The 20132-nt window shown below is 60.1% G+C and carries 22 protein-coding genes; 13 read left to right on the top strand and 9 right to left on the bottom strand.

The window, feature by feature from the left end:
* Positions 1-2: 2 nt before the first annotated feature.
* The 4 genes from WDS16_RS28265 to WDS16_RS25515 form a co-directional block, all read right to left on the bottom strand.
* Entirely contained in the window at positions 3-440 is a 438-nt protein-coding gene (locus tag WDS16_RS28265; protein ID WP_422395865.1) for an acyltransferase, read from the bottom strand.
* 254 nt (positions 441-694) lie between these two features.
* On the bottom strand, positions 695-1816 hold the full coding sequence (locus WDS16_RS25525; protein ID WP_338888759.1) for a DUF1972 domain-containing protein: 1122 nt from the start codon (positions 1814-1816) through the stop codon (positions 695-697).
* Between the two features lie 75 nt (positions 1817-1891).
* Positions 1892-3400, bottom strand: coding sequence for a sugar transferase (locus WDS16_RS25520; protein ID WP_422395864.1), 1509 nt, complete (start codon positions 3398-3400; stop codon positions 1892-1894).
* Between the two features lie 624 nt (positions 3401-4024).
* Entirely contained in the window at positions 4025-5347 is a 1323-nt protein-coding gene (locus WDS16_RS25515) for a UDP-glucose/GDP-mannose dehydrogenase family protein (RefSeq protein ID WP_338888757.1), read from the bottom strand.
* Positions 5348-5636: 289 nt separating this feature from the next.
* Between WDS16_RS25515 and WDS16_RS25510 the strand changes: the two genes are divergently transcribed.
* Together WDS16_RS25510 and WDS16_RS25505 are read left to right on the top strand one after the other, a co-directional pair.
* A complete protein-coding gene (locus WDS16_RS25510) occupies positions 5637-5903 on the top strand; it encodes a hypothetical protein (protein WP_338888756.1) in 267 nt (88 codons plus the stop codon).
* 90 nt (positions 5904-5993) lie between these two features.
* A complete protein-coding gene (locus tag WDS16_RS25505; RefSeq protein ID WP_338888754.1) occupies positions 5994-6371 on the top strand; it encodes a YunG family protein in 378 nt (125 codons plus the stop codon).
* A 124-nt stretch (positions 6372-6495) separates the two neighbouring features.
* Here the strand turns inward: WDS16_RS25505 and WDS16_RS25500 are convergent, their stop codons facing one another.
* The gene (locus WDS16_RS25500) at positions 6496-7770 is read right to left on the bottom strand and encodes a DUF2235 domain-containing protein (protein ID WP_338888752.1); all 1275 of its coding nucleotides are present in this window, start codon (positions 7768-7770) and stop codon (positions 6496-6498) included.
* 303 nt (positions 7771-8073) lie between these two features.
* The gene (locus WDS16_RS25495; protein WP_338888750.1) at positions 8074-9027 is read right to left on the bottom strand and encodes an AraC family transcriptional regulator; all 954 of its coding nucleotides are present in this window, start codon (positions 9025-9027) and stop codon (positions 8074-8076) included.
* Positions 9028-9097: 70 nt separating this feature from the next.
* On the opposite strand from WDS16_RS25495, the gene WDS16_RS25490 reads away from it, so the two are divergent.
* The 3 genes from WDS16_RS25490 to WDS16_RS25480 all read left to right on the top strand — a co-directional run bounded on the left by WDS16_RS25490 (position 9098) and on the right by WDS16_RS25480 (position 11470).
* Positions 9098-9967, top strand: coding sequence for an NmrA family NAD(P)-binding protein (locus tag WDS16_RS25490; protein WP_338888748.1), 870 nt, complete (start codon positions 9098-9100; stop codon positions 9965-9967).
* Positions 9968-10445: 478 nt separating this feature from the next.
* Positions 10446-10775 (top strand): metalloregulator ArsR/SmtB family transcription factor, encoded by a 330-nt coding sequence (locus tag WDS16_RS25485; RefSeq protein ID WP_338888746.1) that lies wholly within the window; start codon positions 10446-10448, stop codon positions 10773-10775.
* On the top strand, positions 10775-11470 hold the full coding sequence (locus WDS16_RS25480) for a cation transporter (protein ID WP_338888745.1): 696 nt from the start codon (positions 10775-10777) through the stop codon (positions 11468-11470). The genes WDS16_RS25485 and WDS16_RS25480 overlap by 1 nt, the downstream gene beginning before the upstream one ends.
* Positions 11471-11621: 151 nt before the next feature.
* Here WDS16_RS25480 and WDS16_RS25475 read toward each other — a convergent pair whose 3' ends face one another.
* Complete coding sequence (locus WDS16_RS25475; protein ID WP_338888742.1) at positions 11622-12437, bottom strand: TrmB family transcriptional regulator; 816 nt, start codon at positions 12435-12437, stop codon at positions 11622-11624.
* A gap of 246 nt (positions 12438-12683) precedes the next feature.
* On the opposite strand from WDS16_RS25475, the gene WDS16_RS25470 reads away from it, so the two are divergent.
* Complete coding sequence (locus WDS16_RS25470) at positions 12684-13535, top strand: alpha/beta hydrolase (protein WP_338888741.1); 852 nt, start codon at positions 12684-12686, stop codon at positions 13533-13535.
* Positions 13536-13683: 148 nt separating this feature from the next.
* Here WDS16_RS25470 and WDS16_RS25465 read toward each other — a convergent pair whose 3' ends face one another.
* Positions 13684-14307, bottom strand: a complete 624-nt coding sequence (locus WDS16_RS25465; RefSeq protein WP_338888740.1) for a TetR/AcrR family transcriptional regulator — start codon at positions 14305-14307, stop codon at positions 13684-13686.
* Positions 14308-14380: 73 nt separating this feature from the next.
* Between WDS16_RS25465 and WDS16_RS25460 the strand changes: the two genes are divergently transcribed.
* The 5 genes from WDS16_RS25460 to WDS16_RS25440 all read left to right on the top strand — a co-directional run bounded on the left by WDS16_RS25460 (position 14381) and on the right by WDS16_RS25440 (position 17265).
* Positions 14381-15160 (top strand): alpha/beta hydrolase, encoded by a 780-nt coding sequence (locus WDS16_RS25460; protein WP_338888738.1) that lies wholly within the window; start codon positions 14381-14383, stop codon positions 15158-15160.
* A 264-nt stretch (positions 15161-15424) separates the two neighbouring features.
* Positions 15425-15697, top strand: coding sequence for a DUF3263 domain-containing protein (locus WDS16_RS25455; RefSeq protein ID WP_338888736.1), 273 nt, complete (start codon positions 15425-15427; stop codon positions 15695-15697).
* Between the two features lie 95 nt (positions 15698-15792).
* Entirely contained in the window at positions 15793-16083 is a 291-nt protein-coding gene (locus WDS16_RS25450; RefSeq protein ID WP_338888734.1) for a hypothetical protein, read from the top strand.
* 76 nt (positions 16084-16159) lie between these two features.
* Complete coding sequence (locus WDS16_RS25445; protein ID WP_338888732.1) at positions 16160-16354, top strand: three-helix bundle dimerization domain-containing protein; 195 nt, start codon at positions 16160-16162, stop codon at positions 16352-16354.
* A 53-nt stretch (positions 16355-16407) separates the two neighbouring features.
* Positions 16408-17265, top strand: a complete 858-nt coding sequence (locus WDS16_RS25440; protein WP_338888730.1) for a haloalkane dehalogenase — start codon at positions 16408-16410, stop codon at positions 17263-17265.
* A gap of 404 nt (positions 17266-17669) precedes the next feature.
* Here the strand turns inward: WDS16_RS25440 and WDS16_RS25435 are convergent, their stop codons facing one another.
* Positions 17670-17987 (bottom strand): hypothetical protein, encoded by a 318-nt coding sequence (locus WDS16_RS25435; protein ID WP_338888729.1) that lies wholly within the window; start codon positions 17985-17987, stop codon positions 17670-17672.
* A 94-nt stretch (positions 17988-18081) separates the two neighbouring features.
* On the opposite strand from WDS16_RS25435, the gene WDS16_RS25430 reads away from it, so the two are divergent.
* Together WDS16_RS25430 and WDS16_RS25425 are read left to right on the top strand one after the other, a co-directional pair.
* A complete protein-coding gene (locus tag WDS16_RS25430; RefSeq protein WP_338888728.1) occupies positions 18082-18582 on the top strand; it encodes a hypothetical protein in 501 nt (166 codons plus the stop codon).
* 125 nt (positions 18583-18707) lie between these two features.
* The gene (locus tag WDS16_RS25425; RefSeq protein ID WP_338888726.1) at positions 18708-19520 is read left to right on the top strand and encodes a DDE-type integrase/transposase/recombinase; all 813 of its coding nucleotides are present in this window, start codon (positions 18708-18710) and stop codon (positions 19518-19520) included.
* The last annotated feature ends 612 nt before the right edge of the window (positions 19521-20132 follow it).

Below are 20132 nucleotides of genomic sequence, written 5' to 3'. Positions count from 1 at the left end.
TCTCAACGCGCTTTCAAGAGTTTCGCAGGAACCCCACCATAGATAGAGTTGTCCGCGTATCTACCAGCCGTCACGACAGCCCCGGCTGCAATGATACAGCCATCTCCAATTGTCGCTCCATCGAGGATCGTGACACGTGCACCAATCCAGCACCCTCTTCCAATTACGATGCCGCTATGACTAACTCCCTGTTCTCGAATGGGTACATCGAGAGAACTTGCGATATGGTTCTCGGAGTGGAATGAACAAAAGTTTCCGATAATGGTGTCATCGCCGATTTCAATCCCACCAGCACACCCGTAAAAGGAATCGGTACCCAATCCCACGTTGTTTCCAGCAATCAGTCCGCGTCCTAGGTATTTTAGGCTGCCCACGCATTCGATTCGAGTGTACTTGCCGACGGTGGAATTTCTTCCCAGCCGAACTCCATCAGTGGACATTGCGTCGATGTATGCCCCGTCAGCGAACGAGACGCCCTGATGTACGAAGATCTTGCTTTTTGCCCGCAACTTAACGTTTCGTCCGACGAAAGGCGCTGCCGTGGCCCGCCTGAATCGAATTACTCCTCGAACACCCATAATCACTCGGCGGACGAGTTCTCGAAGGAGATAGTCGGATCCTATCCTAGGGTCGACCGTGTACTCTTCGCCTTTAACCTTGGTGATTATTCGACTAGTAAGGCGTTCTGAGATCGTCATGCGTATTGACCGCCACTACTCATTGCCGCAGAGGCCAACGCGGCTTCATATTTCCGACATATGTCCCCCCATGAATAAGATGTCTTCGCCCTTTCGATCGCCGATGCCCCTAGGACTTTCTGTTTCTCGCTGTCTGCAAGCAGCGCGAGTATCGACTTGGCAATTTCGGCGGGGTTTGGCGGGCAGAAGATTCCCGTTGTCCCCATAACTTCTCTGTTATACACGGTATCTCTTGCGACGATCGGCGCACCACACGTCATCGCCTGAACAAGGGCCGGGTTGGTGCCACCCACGCTATGGCCATGGAAATATGCACCGGCGTTGCTCCAAAGAGAGAAGAGTTTACGGTCATCGCTCAAATGGCCGAGCCAATGCACCCGTGGAGACGCTTCAGCGAGCTGGCGGACTCGATCCTCTAATACGCCGCCATAGCCAGAACTTCCGACAATCACGACATCGTGCGTGAGGCTGATAACTTCAGCCGCTGAGATGAACTCTGCAACAGTGTTTTCAGGTACAAACCGTGCAACCATGAGCGCGTAGCTTCCTGGTTTGTAACCGCCAATATCGTTTCGCTCGGCCGGCACGTCACCGCCATATGGAATAAACAGGCCTTCGCGATCAAACTCTTTATGCCATCGACGCTTTATTTCGAGTGAGTCACAGATTATTTCGTCCGCGAACCGTCCTGTAAGCCTCGCACCATTGTAAAATACTTTTTTTGCAGACGGGCCCCACTTCTCGCGCTCCCACTCCATACCGTCGACATTGACAATGGTGCGGATACTCCGGGCTTTGAGGGCCGGGAGGAAGTAGCCATTTGCCACATTCAATATTAGTGCAACGTCGGGACGAATCCATGCAGCGTGCGCACTCGCGGTAAGTCCACTGGACAGAGTAGATAGCGATTTTGACTCAACACCCGGGGTGATTATTGATCGTACACGTGTGTCAAGGGACGGGTCGTCAGTTCTGGTTGCGCCCTTTCTGCCGTACACCGACACCTCCCATCCCTGTTGAGCTAGGTGAGGTGCAAGACGCCGGACGAGCGTCTCGAACCCGCCATAGTAACTTGGATAGCCACGAGTCCCGATTATGGCAACGCTTTTCGAGGTCATTCTTGTACCTTCATGCTGTTGAAGCCTGGGTTTGGCCAGCTGAAACTGGGCGAGCCGATGGATACGTAGCACTGTTCAGTAAGCGCCGTCGCTTCCTGCGACTGCCTTCACCGTTTTCATAATTATCAGGAGGTCGCCCACCATTGACCAATTCTCAACATAAGAGAGATCGAGCCGCACTGTTTCCTCCCAAGATAGGTCGGATCTACCGCTAACCTGCCACAAGCCGGTGATTCCTGGCTTTACGAGCAGTCGACGACGCACTTCGCCGTCGTATGTTTCTACTTCACGACGAAGCGGCGGCCGCGGGCCCACCACACTCATCTCGCGCCTCAAAACGTTGAAGAATTGTGGCAACTCATCGACACTAAAACGCCGCATGAACTTTCCGACCTTCGTGACCCTCGGGTCATCACGCATCTTGAACAGAACTCCGCCTTCGCTCTCGTTCTGGGCGAGCAAGGACGTTACCTGCCTGTCGGCGTTCTGAACCATGCTGCGAAACTTAATCATCGCGAAGGGCTTACCATCAATGCCCATACGTTCCGATAGGTAGAAGACTGGGCCACGGCTCGTCAGCTTAACGGCGAGTGCGGTAACCAGCAGGATCGGTGAAATCACTAGCAAGACGGCCAACGCGAATACGATGTCAAAGGCAGTCTTGCTGAAGCGCTTCGCTCCGTTGTATTGCGGCTTCTCGACATGGATCAAGGGAAATCCGGCTACCGGTCGCATAACCAATCGCGGGCCTGCCACATCGACGACACCGGGGGCGACCACGAGATCAACGCTCTTCTTCTCCAGGTCCCAGATCATTTTGCGAATGCCCTTGGTACCGAGATGTTCTGTGGCCGTCACGGCGACCGTGTCCGCTCCGGAGATCTCGATGGCCTCGACGACGCTGTACTCGTCACCCAGTACTGGAATCTCAGACCCATCGAGGAAGACTGCGTCCCGGTCCGGTTCGTATCCAGGCAAGCACATGCCGACCACGCTGTACCCAGCAGCTGGTGAGCGCTCAAACTGTTTGGCCATCGACACCGCCGCCTTGCGGCTTCCCACGATCAAGACCGCGGTTTGATACTTGCCATTACTGCGCTGCTTGGAGACGCCCTTACGCCAGAGCCAGCGACTGGTCAACAGTCCCACCAGACCGACTGGAAGGGCGATTGCGAGATACAGCCTCGCGATGTCGACCTTGAAAAGCAGCGAGAGGATTGCGATAACGCCGAACAGACGGAAGGTCGCAGAGACGATGCGGCGGTACTCCTCAGCGCCGTTTCCGATGACACGTGGCGAACGCGTCCGAAAGATTGAGAGAAACGCGATCCAGAGGAGAGCCAATGCCAGCGAGACGCCGGAGTAGCCAGCAAACGCTTTGGCGCCGTCGACCTGAAGCTCACCGAAGCGGATGAACTGAGCAGCCGCAACCGCGCCAATCACGACAACTACATCAGTGACCCTGAGCCTGTCGACGTATTGACGCTCCCACACCCGTCGCGAAGTAAGTTGGTTGTCTCTCTCCGCGGGCTTCTGGGCCTTGTCAGTACGACCCCCGCGTGGAGTCTGCTGCACCGTTCCGATGGTTGCCACCAGCCCCCTCCTCACTTCTGCCTTTGAGCTTGTGTCGACTGCCTCTGGTCCATGAACTGTGGTCACGACACGTCGTCACTGACATGAGGGACCCGGTTGCAACTTCGTCGCGGCTCAAGCATTCAAATTTTCGCATGCCATCTGGAAAGCGACTCGCCGAGTGGGTCACATCACAAAATGATTACACCGACCCAGTTTGTTTACCACACTCACGATCGACCCGTGGGGTTGCGCATGAGAGTTCCCGCGACGGAGTGAATCGACAATCATTCGACCTTTGTTGCCGATCGATGGGGTGACCCCTACTTCTTTGTCGAATCTAACTGCGTTGCAGCTGATCTCTGCGTTCACATCACAGTCAGTTGCTACCCGCCCGGAGCAGTAACACAAGCGAAACATTCATTCGTGATTGGTTTTATGAAGTGTAAACATAATTTCACGAAGGTCAATCCCACGGACGCTCTGACGGGATCAATCGGTGATTTTCCCCGGTTTGATACGGCTTCACAAACTCGAGGAAAGAAATCTGTAGTTCAGTTGAATGACCGCAATAATCGGTGCGGCTGCCTGCGCGCACAATTGCCTGTGTCCTGCCGAATCAGTCACTGAGACTGGTTACGGACGGCCCAACCCGCGATAGGTCCAACCAGCCGCCCGCCATTCCTCCGGGTCGAGGCAGTTGCGGCCGTCGATCAGGGTTTTGGCCCGAACCACTCCATCGAGGTCCGCAGGCTTCAGCGCCTTGAACTCTTTCCACTCGGTGAGCACCAAGACGACGTCCGCGCCCTGACACGCGTCGAGCGCCGACGTGCTGTAGCCGAGCGTCGGAAAGAGGGCCCGCGAGTTGTCCATGGCCTTCGGGTCATAGACATTCACGGCAGCGCCCTGAAGCTGGATCTGACCAGCGACATTGAGAGCAGGCGAGTCACGGACATCGTCGGAGTCTGGCTTGAACGCGGCACCCAGGACGCCGACGCGAGCACCGAGCAGCGAGCCGCATGCTTCCCTGGCCAACTCCACCATCCGGGTTCGTCGGCGCATGTTAATGCTGTCGACCTCGCGAAGGAACGTCAACGCCTGGTCCGCGCCCAGCTCGCCCGCACGGGCCATGAACGCACGGATGTCCTTGGGGAGGCAGCCACCACCGAACCCGATACCTGCGTTCAAGAACTTGCGCCCGATACGGTCGTCATGACCGATCGCGTCGGCCAGGATCTTCACATCCGCGCCGGACGCCTCACAGACCTCGGCGATGGCGTTGATGAACGATATCTTGGTTGCCAGGAATGCGTTGGCGGAGGCCTTGACCAGCTCGGCTGTCGCCAGATCGGTCACCAGGAATGGGATGTTCTCGTCGAGGAGCTGCGCGTAAACCTCACGGGCGAGCGCTTCCGCACGACCTGGCCTGTCACGATCTACCCCCAGAACCAGTCTGTCGGGATGCAGGGTGTCCTGGACGGCAAAGCCCTCGCGCAGGAATTCCGGGTTCCAGGCGATCTCGACATCATCACCCGCAGGCGCGAGCTCGCGAGCAAGCTGTCCCAACCGGGCAGCGGTACCGACGGGGACGGTTGACTTGCCGAAGACGACGGCCGGCTTGGTGAGCAACGGGGCGAGGGTCTCGATGACGGAGTCGACATAGATCATGTCGGCCGCGAATTCGCCCTTTTTCTGTGGCGTTCCTACGCCTAGGAAGTGGACGTCAGCGAACTCCGCGGCCTCTTCGTAGGAAGAAGTGAACCGGAGACGTCCTGCTGCGATGTTCCGCTGAAGAACCTCTTCGAGCCCAGGCTCGTAGAACGGGACCTCGCCCGCTTCGAGCTTCGCGAGTTTGGCCGGGTCGACGTCCACGCCAAGCACCTTGTGGCCCAACTCGGCCATACAGGCAGCGTGAGTCGCACCAAGGTACCCGGTTCCAAACACTGTCACGTTCGTCATAGCCATTCCTTACTGATAGGCGCGACCGCGCAGAACTAGCTACATATCCGGAACACCGACTGCCAACACATACGTTTGAGCCCCGCCAGGCTCGGTGTGCTTGCGCCCATGGATCCCACAGCAACTTCACTACACGGGCGGGCACGGTCTGTGACGAGAACATGGACGTGTGGCTAATTTGCGCGGTCGAGACGACGAAATCGGTTATGAAGAATCATCACGATCAAAACAGTGGACATCCTTCGGCTCACGTCTGAAAATGGGCTTTCCAACCGGAAGAGGTGACACCGTGTCCGATGCTCAGTTCAACCAGATCGATGACGAGGTCCGTACCCTCGTTCGGCTCTGCGGGTACTCACCAGAGCGTGCACGCGCAGAACTCGCTGCTCTGTCCTACCGCGAGAAGGCCGGGTTGATCCCCGCCGCCCACGCGCTCCGAATCCTCGTACGAACTGCGAGTGCCCCCGACGAGCCCGAGGCACTCGCAACAAACCGTCAGCGGTGGCGCGAGATCCTTCGGGATTCAGAGAACTGGTCCGAGCCGCTCGCTGCCTGACTCTGTTCTCGGGTGACCTGCCCACTGTCGGCAGCGCCACCTCCTAGATTGGCCGAAGTTCGCCGCCAAGCTCGCATGTATTCTGCGGCAATGCCTCGCGTCTCCCTCACCCAGCTGACTGCAGCACTTCGCGAGTCTTGGGGCCCGGACACCTGTGCGCCCGAGGACGTCAGCTCCTGGACCGAGGCAAACCCGTCGCGCGGCCAGTGCGCGACCACCGCAATCGTTGTCCATGACTACTTCGGCGGCGACCTCGTTCGCGGCGAGGTGCACGTCGGTGGTGTGCAGGTCGACTACCACTGGTGGAACCTGTTACCCGATGGAACGGATATTGATCTGACCCGTACCCAATTCTCCTCGGATGAAAAGGTGACAGGCCGCGTTGTCATCCCCCGCCCAACAGGGGCGACTCGGCTCGATCGCGAGTACGCCTTCCTCGCGAACCGCGTCGCGACGAAGATTTCGTAGCTCTTTCTGGGATGAGCGTTGAACTACCCTCCCGGTTCCGGGGTCACCAACACGTTTGCTCCGGTGCTCGAAAAGAGTCACGCCGAATCTGACTAAGCCCGATCGTGTTGCTCCCTGCGTGCCGTCAGGGTCTCCGTTCTGGTGCGCCCATCGGCTGCAACGGGTCCTCAGGGTGTCGAGAACTTGGATCCGGGAGCTTCCAAACGATTTGCCCATCGGCGGAGATCTCGGGAGTCGGTTCCACTCGATCGCATTCAGGAATCTGACGGCTCTTCAACAAGTCGACCCACTTGTTGTAGTTCGGATTACGAACCGCACCTTCCGCCCTCTCGGTCCGCCGCTCACGTGAGACGTCGGCGATTCGGATGGATGGGTCACCGCTTTCGTTGCTACTTGTCGTTTCGAGAACGCGGAACCCGTTCCTGAACTTTCCCGTCAGCCTGCTCTTCAGACGGAGTTTTTCCCGCGTCCAACTGAACGCATTGAGGATCTTGTGCCCCAAGGTCAACGTGTTGTGGCGAGGATCTTCCCTGCACAGCTGCAGATTCTCGACGATCGAACTGTCGTTGATTCTCATCCCGCGCAATTTCGCTTCGTTGAGCATCCACAGGAGCGTGCGATCCGAGAATTTACTTTCGGAATATCCGCCCCCGATATCACTGTGTACGCCGTCGAACCACACCTGTTTCAGATCGTCGTGTTTCTTACCCTTCTGCGACCATACGGCAGGCGTGTATGCCCGACGACGCTCATGCAGAGCGAGTGCTTGCCGCGCTGTGTGCACCCGTATCGAACTCGGCATCGCGACGCAATGGAATCGATGTTTGCGCCTGGTTATTCCTGGAATCCCCAGTGCACCAACGGTATCGAATACTCCTAGAAATTCGACCGTAACCTTATCGAAGGGGTGACAATTTTCTCGGAACTTCTGGACCAGTTCCTCGGCAGGCAAGTCGATCTCGCCAGGATGCGCTCGTCCGCGGTAGACGCTGATCGCCTCGCGAAGCTTGTTCTTCCCCACCCCCTCAGGGGTAAGCAAACCGATGGTGTCGATCATTCCCACAAGGCTCCGCGCTGTGTAGGCACCTCGACTGAAACCGAAGATGAAAATTTCGTCACCCGGCAAGTAATTGAGGGCGAGAAAACGATAGGCCCCGATCAGCGAAATGTTGAGACCGAGCCCCAGGGCGCCACCCAACCCGCGTTCCATGACAGTCGCGCCGGTGCCAACTCCCGCGGTGTAGTGAACAACCTGAATCGGCTTTCCTTGCGTGGGCCTCGTGTCGATCGCACGGGCAATCTTCTCGATGTTGGAGACGTCTCGGTCGTCGGACCGCTTCCAGGTGCCATCGCAGCACACGATCAATCGCTTGCTGGTGTCGCCGAGTGACTCAGCCATAGTGCCTCCACCCATTCCCTTTACGCGCGTACTCGGCAACCCCGGTCAGCGATACCGATCACCGACGCGAGGCCAAACCCGACTGCGTAGAAAATGTGGATGAACGCGCTTCGGGCTCACCGGTTGGACACGGTCCCAGACCGGTTCGTATCCGATCTCGGACGCTGTACAGCAACAACAGATCTCACATCATGGAGCTGGGCAACTCTTCGCCGCAGCATCTCGGCTATTCATTAGACGCTCCGCTTTGGAAGATGGCAATCAAGGTTAGACGGGCAAACAATGTCGGCCGGTGCCCCTTGATCAGCTCGAGCAGACACGCGTGCTTCGGTATTTGCCCGGGGTGAGACCGAACTCCCTGGTGAACGCCTGATGAAGCCCGATGGTGCTGCCATAGCCGACTGCCCGGGCGATTCTCTCCAGCGAATCGGTACTGCTCTCGAGGAGCCTCCGCGTTTCCAGCAGCCTCCGATCACGCAAGTACACGGCCGGAGTGCGGCCGATCGTCGTCGTGAACTCACGCGCAAACGTCGACTGCGGCAATCCACTCAACTCAGCGAGAGAGCGCACGGTCCACGGCTTGGCGTAGTCCATATTCATCGTGATCAACGCCCTACCAAGCCGCGGGTGACGCAGCGCCCTCCCAACATGAGCGTCGACGTCGTCGTTCAGCGCAAGCCGCAGTCCGAGCAGATATGCGAGCTCGAACGATCGAAGCTGCACAGTCTCCGTCCCATTCCCCGGAGCATCCGTTTCAGCGAGGATTCCGCGCAGAAGGTGTCCGAGCAACGGCTGCTCGACAACCCGATCGCGCCGTACGATCATCACATCGGGCAACATCCGATACAGCAGGTATTCCGCGGACACGTCGTAATCGAGCCCGCCACAGAGCATTCGGCCGATCTGCGGAGTAGAATGATCACCCAGCGTGAGAGCGGCCGTCGTGCCGGGGCCACGTGCTGGAAGCAGATCGCTGATGTTCACCGCCGTCGAAGTTGCTTCGCCGGAAACGATATGGGCTGCACCACGCGGAAAGATCGCCAAGTCTCCCGCGGCGAGGTGATGCTGAGCATCGGCTCCGAGCGAGACCACGGCGTTGCCATCGAGCATGTAGTGGATCAAGGCACGCGGTTCTTGCGTGCCTCGCAATGCCCAGCCCTGATGCAGACGGCAGTCCGAGTGGTACACCCCGCGAAGCCGCAAAGGCGAGAGAATCGAACTCAGAACATCCGCACCAGCGTCGTTGACTTCCGACATGAGTGAAAATCATAACACCCAGGATGATTCCTTCATTGTTTCAACGCTAGCGGTACGCCACCGTTGCACTATGACTACACAGAGCACCATCCAAGTCGCGGTCCTGGGATCGACCGGTGCCCAGGGCGCCGCAATCGCCACAGCGCTCGACAACGCCGGCGTCGCAACCCGCCGCATCTCACGTTCCGGCAGTGACTCGTGGGCCGCGGACTTCCACGACACCGATGCCTTGACGGCATCGCTCGCCGGCATCGATGTCGCGGTCTTCACTCAGCCACTCGACTACTCCACGGCGGCAAACCGTTTCGCGCACAATGTCACTGACGCTGCAGCCGCTGCCGGTGTCCGGCGCATCGTCTTCAACACCAACATCCGAATCCCCGATGAAATCACGGACGCTTCCGGATTCGAAACACGACGCGCGGCACGAGCGGCGCTCGAGGCAGGCACAGTCCCGGTGACGATCGTCGAACCTGCTGTGTACCTCGACAACCTCCTGGCACCCGGAGTTCTGACCCCCTCCCCGGCCGGATACGTACTCCGGTACCCAATTCCCAACGATCTTCCTATTTCCTGGCTCGCCTCAGCGGATCTCGGCCGTACCGTCGTCGCCGCATGCCAGCATGGAGAAGGCGGACAGGTCCTTCGACCTGGCCTGACATCATTGACGCCTGCGGACTTGGCCGGTGAAATCGGAGACGCGATCGGTGCCGCCGTGCGCTTCGAATCACTCGACCCGGCGCTCTTCGAGAGCGGCCTCGCTCACGTCGCGGGCCCAGCGGCCGCAGCTGGGGTTGCATCGATCTATCGCTGGCTCAACGACAATCCCGCCAGCACGGTCATGGCAACACCGACCGAGCAACCGGACTGGATGCCCGTGCCGACCGCTGTCTCGGCATGGGCGGCAGAATTTCTCCAGCCTGCCGTTTCACGAGTCTGAACCGTCTGTCAGGCGCCGGATCACAGCGTCAGCAGTCGGCCGGTCGACTGAGTCATGCCCAGGTGTTCGTGGCTACTCCTCGCACATGTAGTCAGCGGCCGAAACGACCCGTCACGGTCTGGGGCGCCCTTCCACGCCAAGCCACCACGGCAGCACGTGATTGTCGAGCCACGCCCCAGACCGCCGGCGAGCGCCTGAAGCAGGTACCTCAGACCCCTCCAACATGAAGACGATTGTCAGCCTCGCCACGAACGTCGCCGCAAACCTGACGTGATCGCCTCCAGGTGGGAAATGTTAGAGGTGGCTGTGCGGAGCGACGGTGATTCCGCTCGATCGCAAGCACGAATCTGACGGACTCAGACGTTGTCGCCACCATCTGGGCATGGGCGGCCGCATTCCTTCCCCCCTCCCCGGCAAGCATCCCACCTACGGATGATCCACTTTTTCCTGAATACAGAATTTGATGTACCGTTGGTGCATGGACCTCCTGACTCGCGTTTCGGTGCTGTCGAGATTCGGCCACGCGCTGTCCGACGAAACCCGAACCCAAGTGCTGCTGGCGCTGAAAGACGAGCCCAGGTATCCGGCCGAACTCGCCGACGCACTGGGTGTGACGCGTCAGAAATTGTCGAACCACCTCGCCTGCCTGCGCGGCTGCGGCTTGGTCGTTGCCGTGCCGGAAGGTCGACGCACTCGATACGAGCTGGCGGACAACAACATCGGTCAAGCATTGGACGATCTTCTGAAAGTTGTTCTGGCCGTCGATCCGACCTGCTGCCCGGCATCGACGGCCGAGGACTGCTGCTGATGTCCGCCGAACCGAGTACACAGTCGATGTCGAATTCGCCCTCAGCCGAGCGACGCGCTGTGCTGTCCAAGCGCATTCGCTGGTTCGTCGCGGCGACGATTCTCTACAACGCGATCGAAGCAGCCATCGCCATCACCGAAGGTGCTCGGGTCTCGTCCACCGCGCTGGTCGGGTTCGGTCTGGATTCGATCATCGAAGTGTCCTCGGCAGCGGCCGTGGCATGGCAATTCTCGGCCAAAGATCCCGAGAGACGCGAGAAGGTCGCCCTACGAATCATCGCGTTCTCATTCTTCGGCCTGGCTGCGTACGTCACCGTCGACGCACTGCGTGGACTGTTCGGTCTCACCGCCGCTGAGCATTCGACAATAGGAATCGCGCTCGCTGCAGTCAGTTTGGCGATCATGCCCACGCTGTCGTGGGCCCAACGGCGGGCCGGACGCGAGTTGGGTTCCGTCACCACCGTAGCCGACTCCAAACAGACCTTGCTGTGCACCTACCTGTCGGCGGTTCTCCTCATCGGATTGCTCCTCAACAGTCTTTTCGGTTGGTCGTGGGCCGACCCCGTAGCTGCCCTCGTCATTGCCGGTCTGGCCACGAAAGAGGGACTGAACGCTTGGAAGGGTGACACGTGCTGCGCACCGATACCCGCGCCTGGCGAGTCAGATGGGCACCGCTGCGACTGCTGCGTTTCGTAGTGTCCACCAACGATATCCGAATACACTCCCTCGAACCAGACTTGCTTCAGTTCGCCGTGTAGCTCGATGTTCTGCGACCAGACCGACGGCTCCCAGACTACTTCTCTGAGAATGGGCTATGTCGTCGGCGGAGCAGGAATTCGCCATCTCATCAGGGTTTGCGGGCGAGTATCGATTGCATGTCGTGGGTCTCGAGGAGTTGTTGGTAGTTTGCGTCGGGCATCGCGTTGATCAGTAACCGTCCACTGATGTCCGCTTTGATGTATTCGACGGCGAGGAGGCCTGTGACTGGGTTGGTGGTCAGAACTGCTTCCGCAGGTGAGCGGTCGCCGAATTCGGCCACCACGGTGTCGATATCGTCGGCGACGGCCACAGCGAGGCGCCGACCGGACAGCCTCAGTCGTGCGCTCGCTCCGCATTCGGAGAGGTCGTAGACCTTCGGGCCGCGCAAAGTGCGTGGTCCGTAGATCGCGACATGTGTATCGACGCCGCGTCTCGCTGCTTTCTCCAGGCAAGGCCCCAGAGCGTCGATTTCTTCGTCCCAGATTCCGGCGAATAATTGTGTGTGCGCGGCATCGATGACGCGTAGAAATGCGTCGAGGATCGATTCTCGGGTGTAGAGCGACCACACCAGACCAGCGCGGTCGCCGGCGGGTAGTGCATCGAGTTCGCCGATCGCTGCCGCGACATCGGCCTCATATCGTGCCGCTAGCCCGGTCAACAGGTCGCGGTGTGGGACAGCGCCGTACAGAACAGGCTCTGACCTGTTCACCACAACCGCACCCTTGGTCTCGAGGCGGGCGAGAGTCTCGTACACCTTGGACGGCGGCATACCTGCTCGCTTGCTGACTTCGCTGCCGTTCATCGGAGACTGCCCTACCAAAGCGGTGTACGCCTTGGCTTCGTACGGGGAAAAGCCGAGCCGCACCAACGCCGACTGCAGTTTCGATGTCGGTGTTTCGATCACAGATGCACTCTAGCTCGTTTGCCGATTCATTCACTACCCTGGTAGTAATGGTGTTAACTACCGGAGTAGTGAATCGGGGAACGATGCAGACACGCATTCCATCCGGATCACCGTGGGAACCGCCCACCACGCATCCGCCCGGTAGCCACATGACCCTGACCATGAACCCGATCAGCCCCACCGGGACACACCACGCGTACCGGAAACCCGGGCTTCTTCACTCGCGACAAAGACTGGAGCGTCAGCATGACTACTTGGTATTTGAACCGAGAATTGCGTACCGAGGCCGGCGCAGTGCGATGGTCCACCTTCGGTACCGGTGAGCCCATTGTCCTACTTCACGGAACACCGTCCTCGTCGCTGATCTGGAAAGACATCGCACACGGTTTGGCCCTGACCCGGCAGGTGTATGTCTGGGACATGCTCGGGTTCGGGCAATCCGACAAGAATGTAGGCCAGAATGTCGGGTTGGCGAAGCAAGCCGAGATCTTCGTTGAACTGCTCGACGAATGGGGCCTACGGAGCCCCAGCGTGGTGGCCCACGATGTCGGGGGTGCTGTCGCACTCCGAGCAACCCTGTTGGGAGGAAGGGATTTTCGTGATCTCACACTGGTCAACGCGGTCAGCGTCGACAGCTGGTCTTCCGGGGGATTCTTCAGCGCGGTAAAGAACAACACTGCAGCGTTCTCGGCGCTCCCCGAGTACGCACACAGGGCATTGGTGAGCAGCAAGATCAGCGACGGAAGTTATGTCGGCCTCAGCGCAGGTGTCCTCGATACGTTCGTCGACCCATGGACCGGGAGTGCGGGTCAGGGTGCCTTCTACCGGCAGTACGAGCACGCCGACGAAACCGACACTGACGAGTTCCAAGAACGACTGGGTGATCTCACTGCCCCGACAACGATCCTGTGGGGCCGACATGATCGATGGCTCGACGCCGACTATGCGCTGAGAGTCCGTGATCGACTGCCTCATACCGATTTTCACTGGATCGAAGACAGCGGGCATATGGTGCAGCATGATGCCCCCGCTCTGCTTCTCGCGCACCTACTGGCGCCGCCGGGCTTTCCAGCGCAATTACAGTCGCGAGATAAATGATCGCTGATGCAGTGCGCACCAAGGCATTCGTGGGGATTCCGAGCGTTGTCGTGGCGTTGAATCCTGTCGTACGGTCGAGGACGACGAGCTTCGCCGCTGCCGCAGTGAGGCTGGTTCGGACGCAGTTCTGGCGAGCAGTGAAAGTCGGTCACCGCGTTGGTGTGAACGCGGGGGCGAGCGTTGCCATGGCCAGCTCGAACGCGGCGTCGACGCGGTCGACGTCGCCCGTCGCAACGAGGTCGAGGTGCAGTCCTCTGAGAACCGCCAACACCAGGGTTGCTGCGTGGCGCGCAACAGCGGGATCGAGTCCTTCGCCGATCAAGGGGGCCTCGATCTGCGGCAGCCAGTCGGTGACGATCGAGTCGGTGAACCACCGATACTGCTCGGGGTGATGGGAGGCCAAGCCGAACAACTCGAACATCACCCGGAACTGCCGACCCTGCGCAGGGTCCAGCCATCGCCGCCACAGGGTGCGCAGTGTCTCCACTGGGGTTGAACCCACGAGCTCGGGGTCTTCGCGAAGGGTGGCGAGCAGGTCCTCGTTGATGGCGCGAGTGATCTCCTCGACGAGCGCTTCCTTCGACCCGAACTGACGTACCACCGTCGCGATGGTCACCCCCATCGCTGAGGCCAGGGGCCGCAGCGTGAGATCCGAGACGCCGCGGTCGAGAACGTAGCGGGTGGCGGCGGCCACCAATTCCGGTCGACGGTGTGCCCAGCGGGCGGCGCGGCCGTCGACCGACGCGTTGGGCTCGTCGTCTCCTCGATCCATACGGTCACTCTAACGATGGATATATCCGAATCTACCGATTGCCAAATCGACCGATCCGTGTAGATTGACGGGCATGTCCAATCGCCACGTCGTCCTTGTTCACGGCACCTGGGGCCGGGGTACCCCCACATGGTGGGGCTCTGCCTCGCAGGCCTTCACCGACCGCGGGTTCACCGTCCACACTCCGACCCTGCGTCACCACGAACTCCCCCGCGAAGAAGGTGCGCCACTGATCGCGGGCCTCAGTCTGCTGGACTACACCGACGACCTGGTCGAGCTGTGCCGATCCCTGGATTCCCCGCCGCTGGTGGCCGGGCTCTCGATGGGCGGACTGCTGGTGCAGTTGGTCGCAGCGCGCACCCCGACCGCAGGTGTCGTCGCCGTAGCGCCGGCGCCTGCGGCAGGTATCTTCGCTGTTTACCCGAGCATGATTCGCCTGTTCGGGACCCATTTCCTCCACCCCAGTGCGCCATGGCGGCGACCGCTGATGCCCACCATGACCCGCTTCAAGGTCATCGCACAGCACCAGCCGCCCGAGCACGTCCGCGAACTCTTCGACGACGCAGTCGCCGAATCGGGCCGAGCGTACTGCGAGATGAGCTTTCCTTATCTGGACCGGCATCACGCGGCAACCGTCGACTTCGCCGCAGTCACCGCCCCTGTACTCGTGATCGGAGCCGAACAAGACAGGGCCGTGAACGCGAGAATCCCCCGCGCTACCGCACGGCGATACTCCGACGCGGACCATGTCGAGATCCCAGGAGCCGATCATGCACTGTTCGACCGCCCGTTCCTCGATCTGACCATGACCGCTATCGACAACTGGATGACCGAAAGGGCGGTCTACGCCTGAACACCGGTCCGACAACGCTCTGGGCGACCTCACAGAGCGGAGCATCGTCAAGTGCAGCGATGTCGACCGGCGTACCGGTCAGAGCTTCAGGGTGCGAGCGTGCCGTTCCGGCGTGGGGTTCGGTCGGCCGGCTCTGTACCCCACCGGCTCGCCAGGCCAATGTTGCGGGGTAGTTCAGGGCGTTTGTTCAGTGTTCATCTGTCGGTTGCTCTTTGGATGCTTGCCGGGACTGCGAAAGTCGATGGGCCGGGTGAGACTGCAGTCATGCCGCCGACACCCGACACCCTGCGCGAGCGCGATCGGATGCTCGCGTTCGCCGTCCAGTGGATGCCCTACGGCGGCGGCGACGACGAAGACATCATGATCGCGTTCGGGATCCCGTCGGAGACGTATTTCCGCAGGCTGAGGCACCTGTTAGCCGGCCCGGGACGGCCCGTCGACCTCGACGCGCAGACCGTGGAAGCGTTGCTTCGGCTGTGCCGTGGCCGCCTCGAACACAGCGCAGCATCCGTCGGCCGCCCACAGGTCGGGCAATGACCACCGCGCGCGCAGTGGGCACTGCCACGGCGTCAGCGCAGTTCATCACGTATTCACTTGGGATGGAACACTCTTCACGTTCCGATGACCGGAAGATGAACGCATCCAGCACGAAGCCAACGTCATCGACCGCATCACGGAGAGGGCCCGACAGCTCCGATCGTGCGCAGGCGCAGATCTTCGCTGCGATGTTGACCGCTGAAATCGACGCCGTCTCAGCGCTCGTCGACGAAGCCGAACTACTCGCCCACAAAGCCAGGCGAGTCGGCCAAGGCACCGCCCGGCTCTGGCACAACGAAGAAGCCCGTTCGCAGCGAAAGATGTTGTACGAGCTGCACCGCCAACTCGACGCCCTCCACACGCGGTTTCCCGATGTCGCGGGGTAGGCACCGACGGCACGACCCCGAGACAGCGCAGGACCCCCTGTTGACCTCACCCCGAGCAGAGCGCATGGTTGAACTCATGACGACCACCACCGAACACGAGCACATCGACGCCGTCCGTGATCGCCTCGAAGCCCTGTTTCCCGACGTGCCGCGGTCAGTCATAGATGAGACCATCGCCGCAGAGCACGCCCGCTTCGACGGCAACTCCATCCGCGACTTCGTCCCATTGTTCGTCGAGCGCAAAGCCCGCAAAGCCCTCCAGACCCACTAGCGGCCCGGGACAGTCCGCAGAGACCCGCCGGTTCAGGCCGAAGGAACACCCTAGTGAAGCCACGAACTCTGCCCGTGCTCGGCAGCAAAATGAGCTTCACGGATGCGGGCTCCGGTCCACTCGTACTCTTTCTGCACGGCAATCCCACCTCGTCCTACCTTTGGCGCAACATCGCGCCCGCCGTCGCAGCACATGGCTACCGAACGATCGCGGTCGATCTGATCGGAATGGGAGCTTCAGGCGCGTCCAATCGAGGCTATCGTTTGGTCGATCACCTCGCCTACCTCGAAACTTTTCTCGACGCGCTCGCGGTCAACGAGCTCACGCTCGTCGGTCACGACTGGGGAGGCGTCCTGGCGCTTGCCCTCGCTCGGTCGCGACCCGATCAGGTGCGCGGGGTCTCGATCCTCGAGGCACACATCCACCCGATCGACAGTTGGTCGGATCTCCCCCAACCGGATCAGGAGATGTTCTCGAGACTTAGGGCCGAGGGTTCAGGAGAGCAGGCGGTCCTGGAGGACAACATTTTCGTCGAAGTCGTTCTCCCCTCTGGCATCGTTCGCAGCCTGAGCCAAGAGGATCACGATCGTTACCGAGCACCCTTCCAAGATCCCGCGTCTCGTGCGCCCATTCTGCAGTGGGTGCGCGAGATCCCCATCGCGGGTAACCCGCCTGACGTCGCCCACGTGATCCGCGAGAACCTCGATGTCTTCCGCGACCCCGATATGCCCACGCTCCTGATACACGGCACGCCAGGCGCCCTCATCGGCCCCGCCGAGATCGCATGGTGCTCCGCTCATGGCCAGAGCATGACGTTCGCAGCCGTCGGAGCCGGAACTCACTTCCTCCCCGAAGATCGCCCGAGCGAGATCGTGACCGCTCTCGCAAGTTGGCTCACCGCCGTCTCCTAAGTCCATCGTCAAGGGACCGAGCGCGACAAGCGTCGTCGCGGACCCGCGCACCGTTCGGGGTTGCAAAGGAAGCACTCGAGTTTCACGCATCTCGCGAACCGCGTCGCCGCAAAGATCTCATAGCTGACCCCGATGGTAGGCCTCAACTGCGTGGGTATTTTCGGACCGTGGATCAGAACCCAAGATGCTGGCCAACTCGCCAGAATCAAAGCCGGTCGGTAGCTCACATACCGCCACTGGCGTCGAAGGCTGAATCGTGGCGAGAACGACGCAGACCCTGACTTCGACGGTCGAGTAGTGCGCCGACGGTCTTACGTCCCAGTACATTTGGCCTTCGTTATTCGTCGATGACGGCACGGCACTAGCCGTTGACCGCTCGACGTGTTGCGCGAACTGGGACTTTTCTACGTAACCACCAGCCACACCACTACGCCACCCACGTTCCAAAACTCACCGGGATTGTTCTGTGCCGCGGCAAAGACCTCACCAGCCTGCGCACCGGTGAGTTGACCGGACGTCCCAGCAGGCGGATTCGGCGCGAGGAATTCCGAAGGGTCTGGGCCGGGCCAAACCGGTAGGTCAGCAGCACGTGCGTCGGTGTCGACGAGAGCCGGCTGCGTGACAGTCACCCGGACTGGGAGTTGATTACGTCGGCCATTCGAGATCGCGCCGTCACTGCCAGAAACACTGGCAACTACCGCGGCGTTCGTCGTCTCAGCCACTTCACTCCCCCCGGCGGTGCCGCAGCCCGCCGCAACCCTCTCTGCCAGGATCAAGTGAGACACTTACAGCAAACGAAGTGCACACCCTGAGGGCATGACTGGAGCATCACCGATGAGCAGCGCGAAGCCCGTACCGCCGGACAAGTCGATCGACCCCGCACCGAAAGCAACCCGCCGTACTTTCACCACCGAGTACCGCAACAAGATCATCGACGAATACCGCGCAGCCCCGTTCGGCGAGAAATCGGCGGTTCTACGCCGCGAAGGCCTCTACCAGTCGCAGCTGCGTGAATGGTCCGCTACCCGAGACAACACCACGCCTGCAGACACGACTGAGCGACGTAAAGACAAGAGTCGCAATACTATCGACGCAGCCGACCGCAAAGAATTCGACCGACTCAGCAGACGTAACGCGCACCTCGAGAAGCAGCTGACGCAGACGGAGGCCGCGCTGGAGATCATGGGAAAACTGCATGTGCTCTTGGAGTCGATCTCCGAGAGCACGGGCACACCGATGCCGCCGACCACGCCCTTGACACCACCTTCGACGAACTCCGTGCCGCCTCGGTCCCGACGAGAACGGCGTGCACGCTGATCGGTCGCTCCCGCGCCACCCACTACCGCCGCCGGCAACCACCTGTTCTGGGCCCCAAGCAACGCCGCAGCGTCCCCGACAACGGGCAGGCACTCACGGCCGCTGAACGCGCACAGGTGTTGGCGGTGATCAACTCCGACAGCAATGCTGACCTCGCGATCTGTCAGATATACGCCCGCGAACTCGACGAAGGAAACTACTGGTGCTCAACCTCGACGATGTACCGCATCGCCTCCGCTGCCGGGCAGAACCGTGAACGACGACGCCTGGCCACACACCCGCCGAAGGTCAAACCCGAACTCCTCGCAAACGGACCCTCGCAGGTCTGGTCCTGGGACATCACCAAGCTACGAGGACCATCCAAGGGCGTCTGGTTCCACTTGTACGTCCTGATCGACATCTACTCCCGCTACACCCCGTCCTGGATCGTCTCATCCCACGAAAGCGCTGATCTAGCTGAAGAATTCATCGCCGAAGCTATCGAACGCAACGGCGCGACACCACACACCGTCCATGCCGATCGCGGAGCGTCGATGACCTCGGGTCTCGTGTCGGAACTACTGACGTTTCTCGGAGTCGTCCGATCCCATTCACGACCCAGAGTGTCCAACGACAATCCGTTCTCCGAAGCCCAGTTCAAAACGTTGAAGTATCTGCATGACTTTCCGAAATCGTTTGCCACCCTTGATGATGCCCGAACTTTCCTGGAGGGATTCTTCAACGAGTACAACCACATTCATCACCACTCCGGCATCGGATGGCATACCCCGGCATCGGTACACTTCGGGACCGCGGAGGCGATCGACGAAGCCCGCCAGATCACACTCACCGCAGCATTCGCCGCCAACCCTGCCCGATTCTCGACTCGGCCGACACCACCGAAGATCCCGCACGTCGTCTACATCAACGAACCAGCACTCGAAATCCAGATCAACTGAACGCCCGGTGTCTCACTTGACTTGATTTATTCCGCAACTGCACACGCAATAACGGCGAACGCAAGGCTTATCGGTGATTGACGGTTATGCACTCTGACTCCTTGATCGGGGCGGAGGATTCTACGTTTGCTCGCGACGTTACGGACGAACGGAGTGCTAGGGGCTGAGAAGGCGCGCGCGTTCGTGGATCAGTAGACAGCCGGATCCCAGAAGTAAAGATTCGAGGCGAACGCTCCGACCACACCCGATGGGGCTTTGAGATTATGCTTTCACGCCCTGCGAATCTAGCTGGTACACAGACGTCCATCCGTGGAACGAGACGCAATGGATGTTCTCGGTTCCATAGGGGCTGAACGTCACTTTGTGCGTGCCGTTCCAGGCATCAAGCTCCCACGGGAGTGCAAAGTCGTCACTGCACGGATATTCGCGGAGACCTATGTCTTGCGCGGCAGCAGTTGGAGCGCACACTGCACCCAGTCCGATAGCCAAAGCACATGCAGCAATTATTGTCTTGCTCTTCATAGAACCTCCGGTGACGACTACCTGGCATGTCCCCAGTGAACGGAGCCATCTCGTTTTAGAGTCTTGTTGCCCATGAGCTGGGCGGATAGG

The organism is Rhodococcus sovatensis (genome assembly GCF_037327425.1).
GTDB classification, from domain to species: domain Bacteria; phylum Actinomycetota; class Actinomycetes; order Mycobacteriales; family Mycobacteriaceae; genus Rhodococcoides; species Rhodococcoides sovatense.
The sequence above is the reverse complement of the archived record's forward strand: the minus strand, read 5'-3'. Positions and strand labels throughout refer to the sequence as shown.

Excerpts from the sequence above, each read along its gene's own strand:
- WDS16_RS28265 (WP_422395865.1), bottom strand. The coding sequence starts at position 440 with ATGTCCACTGATGGAGTTCGGCTGGGAAGAAATTCCACCGTCGGCAAG.
- WDS16_RS25525 (WP_338888759.1), bottom strand. The coding sequence starts at position 1,816 with ATGACCTCGAAAAGCGTTGCCATAATCGGGACTCGTGGCTATCCAAGT.
- WDS16_RS25515 (WP_338888757.1), bottom strand. The coding sequence starts at position 5,347 with ATGACGAACGTGACAGTGTTTGGAACCGGGTACCTTGGTGCGACTCAC.
- WDS16_RS25505 (WP_338888754.1), top strand. The coding sequence starts at position 5,994 with ATGCCTCGCGTCTCCCTCACCCAGCTGACTGCAGCACTTCGCGAGTCT.
- WDS16_RS25500 (WP_338888752.1), bottom strand. The coding sequence starts at position 7,770 with ATGGCTGAGTCACTCGGCGACACCAGCAAGCGATTGATCGTGTGCTGC.
- WDS16_RS25495 (WP_338888750.1), bottom strand. The coding sequence starts at position 9,027 with ATGTCGGAAGTCAACGACGCTGGTGCGGATGTTCTGAGTTCGATTCTC.
- WDS16_RS25490 (WP_338888748.1), top strand. The coding sequence starts at position 9,098 with ATGACTACACAGAGCACCATCCAAGTCGCGGTCCTGGGATCGACCGGT.
- WDS16_RS25485 (WP_338888746.1), top strand. The coding sequence starts at position 10,446 with ATGGACCTCCTGACTCGCGTTTCGGTGCTGTCGAGATTCGGCCACGCG.
- WDS16_RS25480 (WP_338888745.1), top strand. The coding sequence starts at position 10,775 with ATGTCCGCCGAACCGAGTACACAGTCGATGTCGAATTCGCCCTCAGCC.
- WDS16_RS25470 (WP_338888741.1), top strand. The coding sequence starts at position 12,684 with ATGACTACTTGGTATTTGAACCGAGAATTGCGTACCGAGGCCGGCGCA.
- WDS16_RS25465 (WP_338888740.1), bottom strand. The coding sequence starts at position 14,307 with ATGGATCGAGGAGACGACGAGCCCAACGCGTCGGTCGACGGCCGCGCC.
- WDS16_RS25460 (WP_338888738.1), top strand. The coding sequence starts at position 14,381 with ATGTCCAATCGCCACGTCGTCCTTGTTCACGGCACCTGGGGCCGGGGT.
- WDS16_RS25455 (WP_338888736.1), top strand. The coding sequence starts at position 15,425 with ATGCCGCCGACACCCGACACCCTGCGCGAGCGCGATCGGATGCTCGCG.
- WDS16_RS25450 (WP_338888734.1), top strand. The coding sequence starts at position 15,793 with ATGAACGCATCCAGCACGAAGCCAACGTCATCGACCGCATCACGGAGA.
- WDS16_RS25445 (WP_338888732.1), top strand. The coding sequence starts at position 16,160 with ATGACGACCACCACCGAACACGAGCACATCGACGCCGTCCGTGATCGC.
- WDS16_RS25430 (WP_338888728.1), top strand. The coding sequence starts at position 18,082 with ATGACTGGAGCATCACCGATGAGCAGCGCGAAGCCCGTACCGCCGGAC.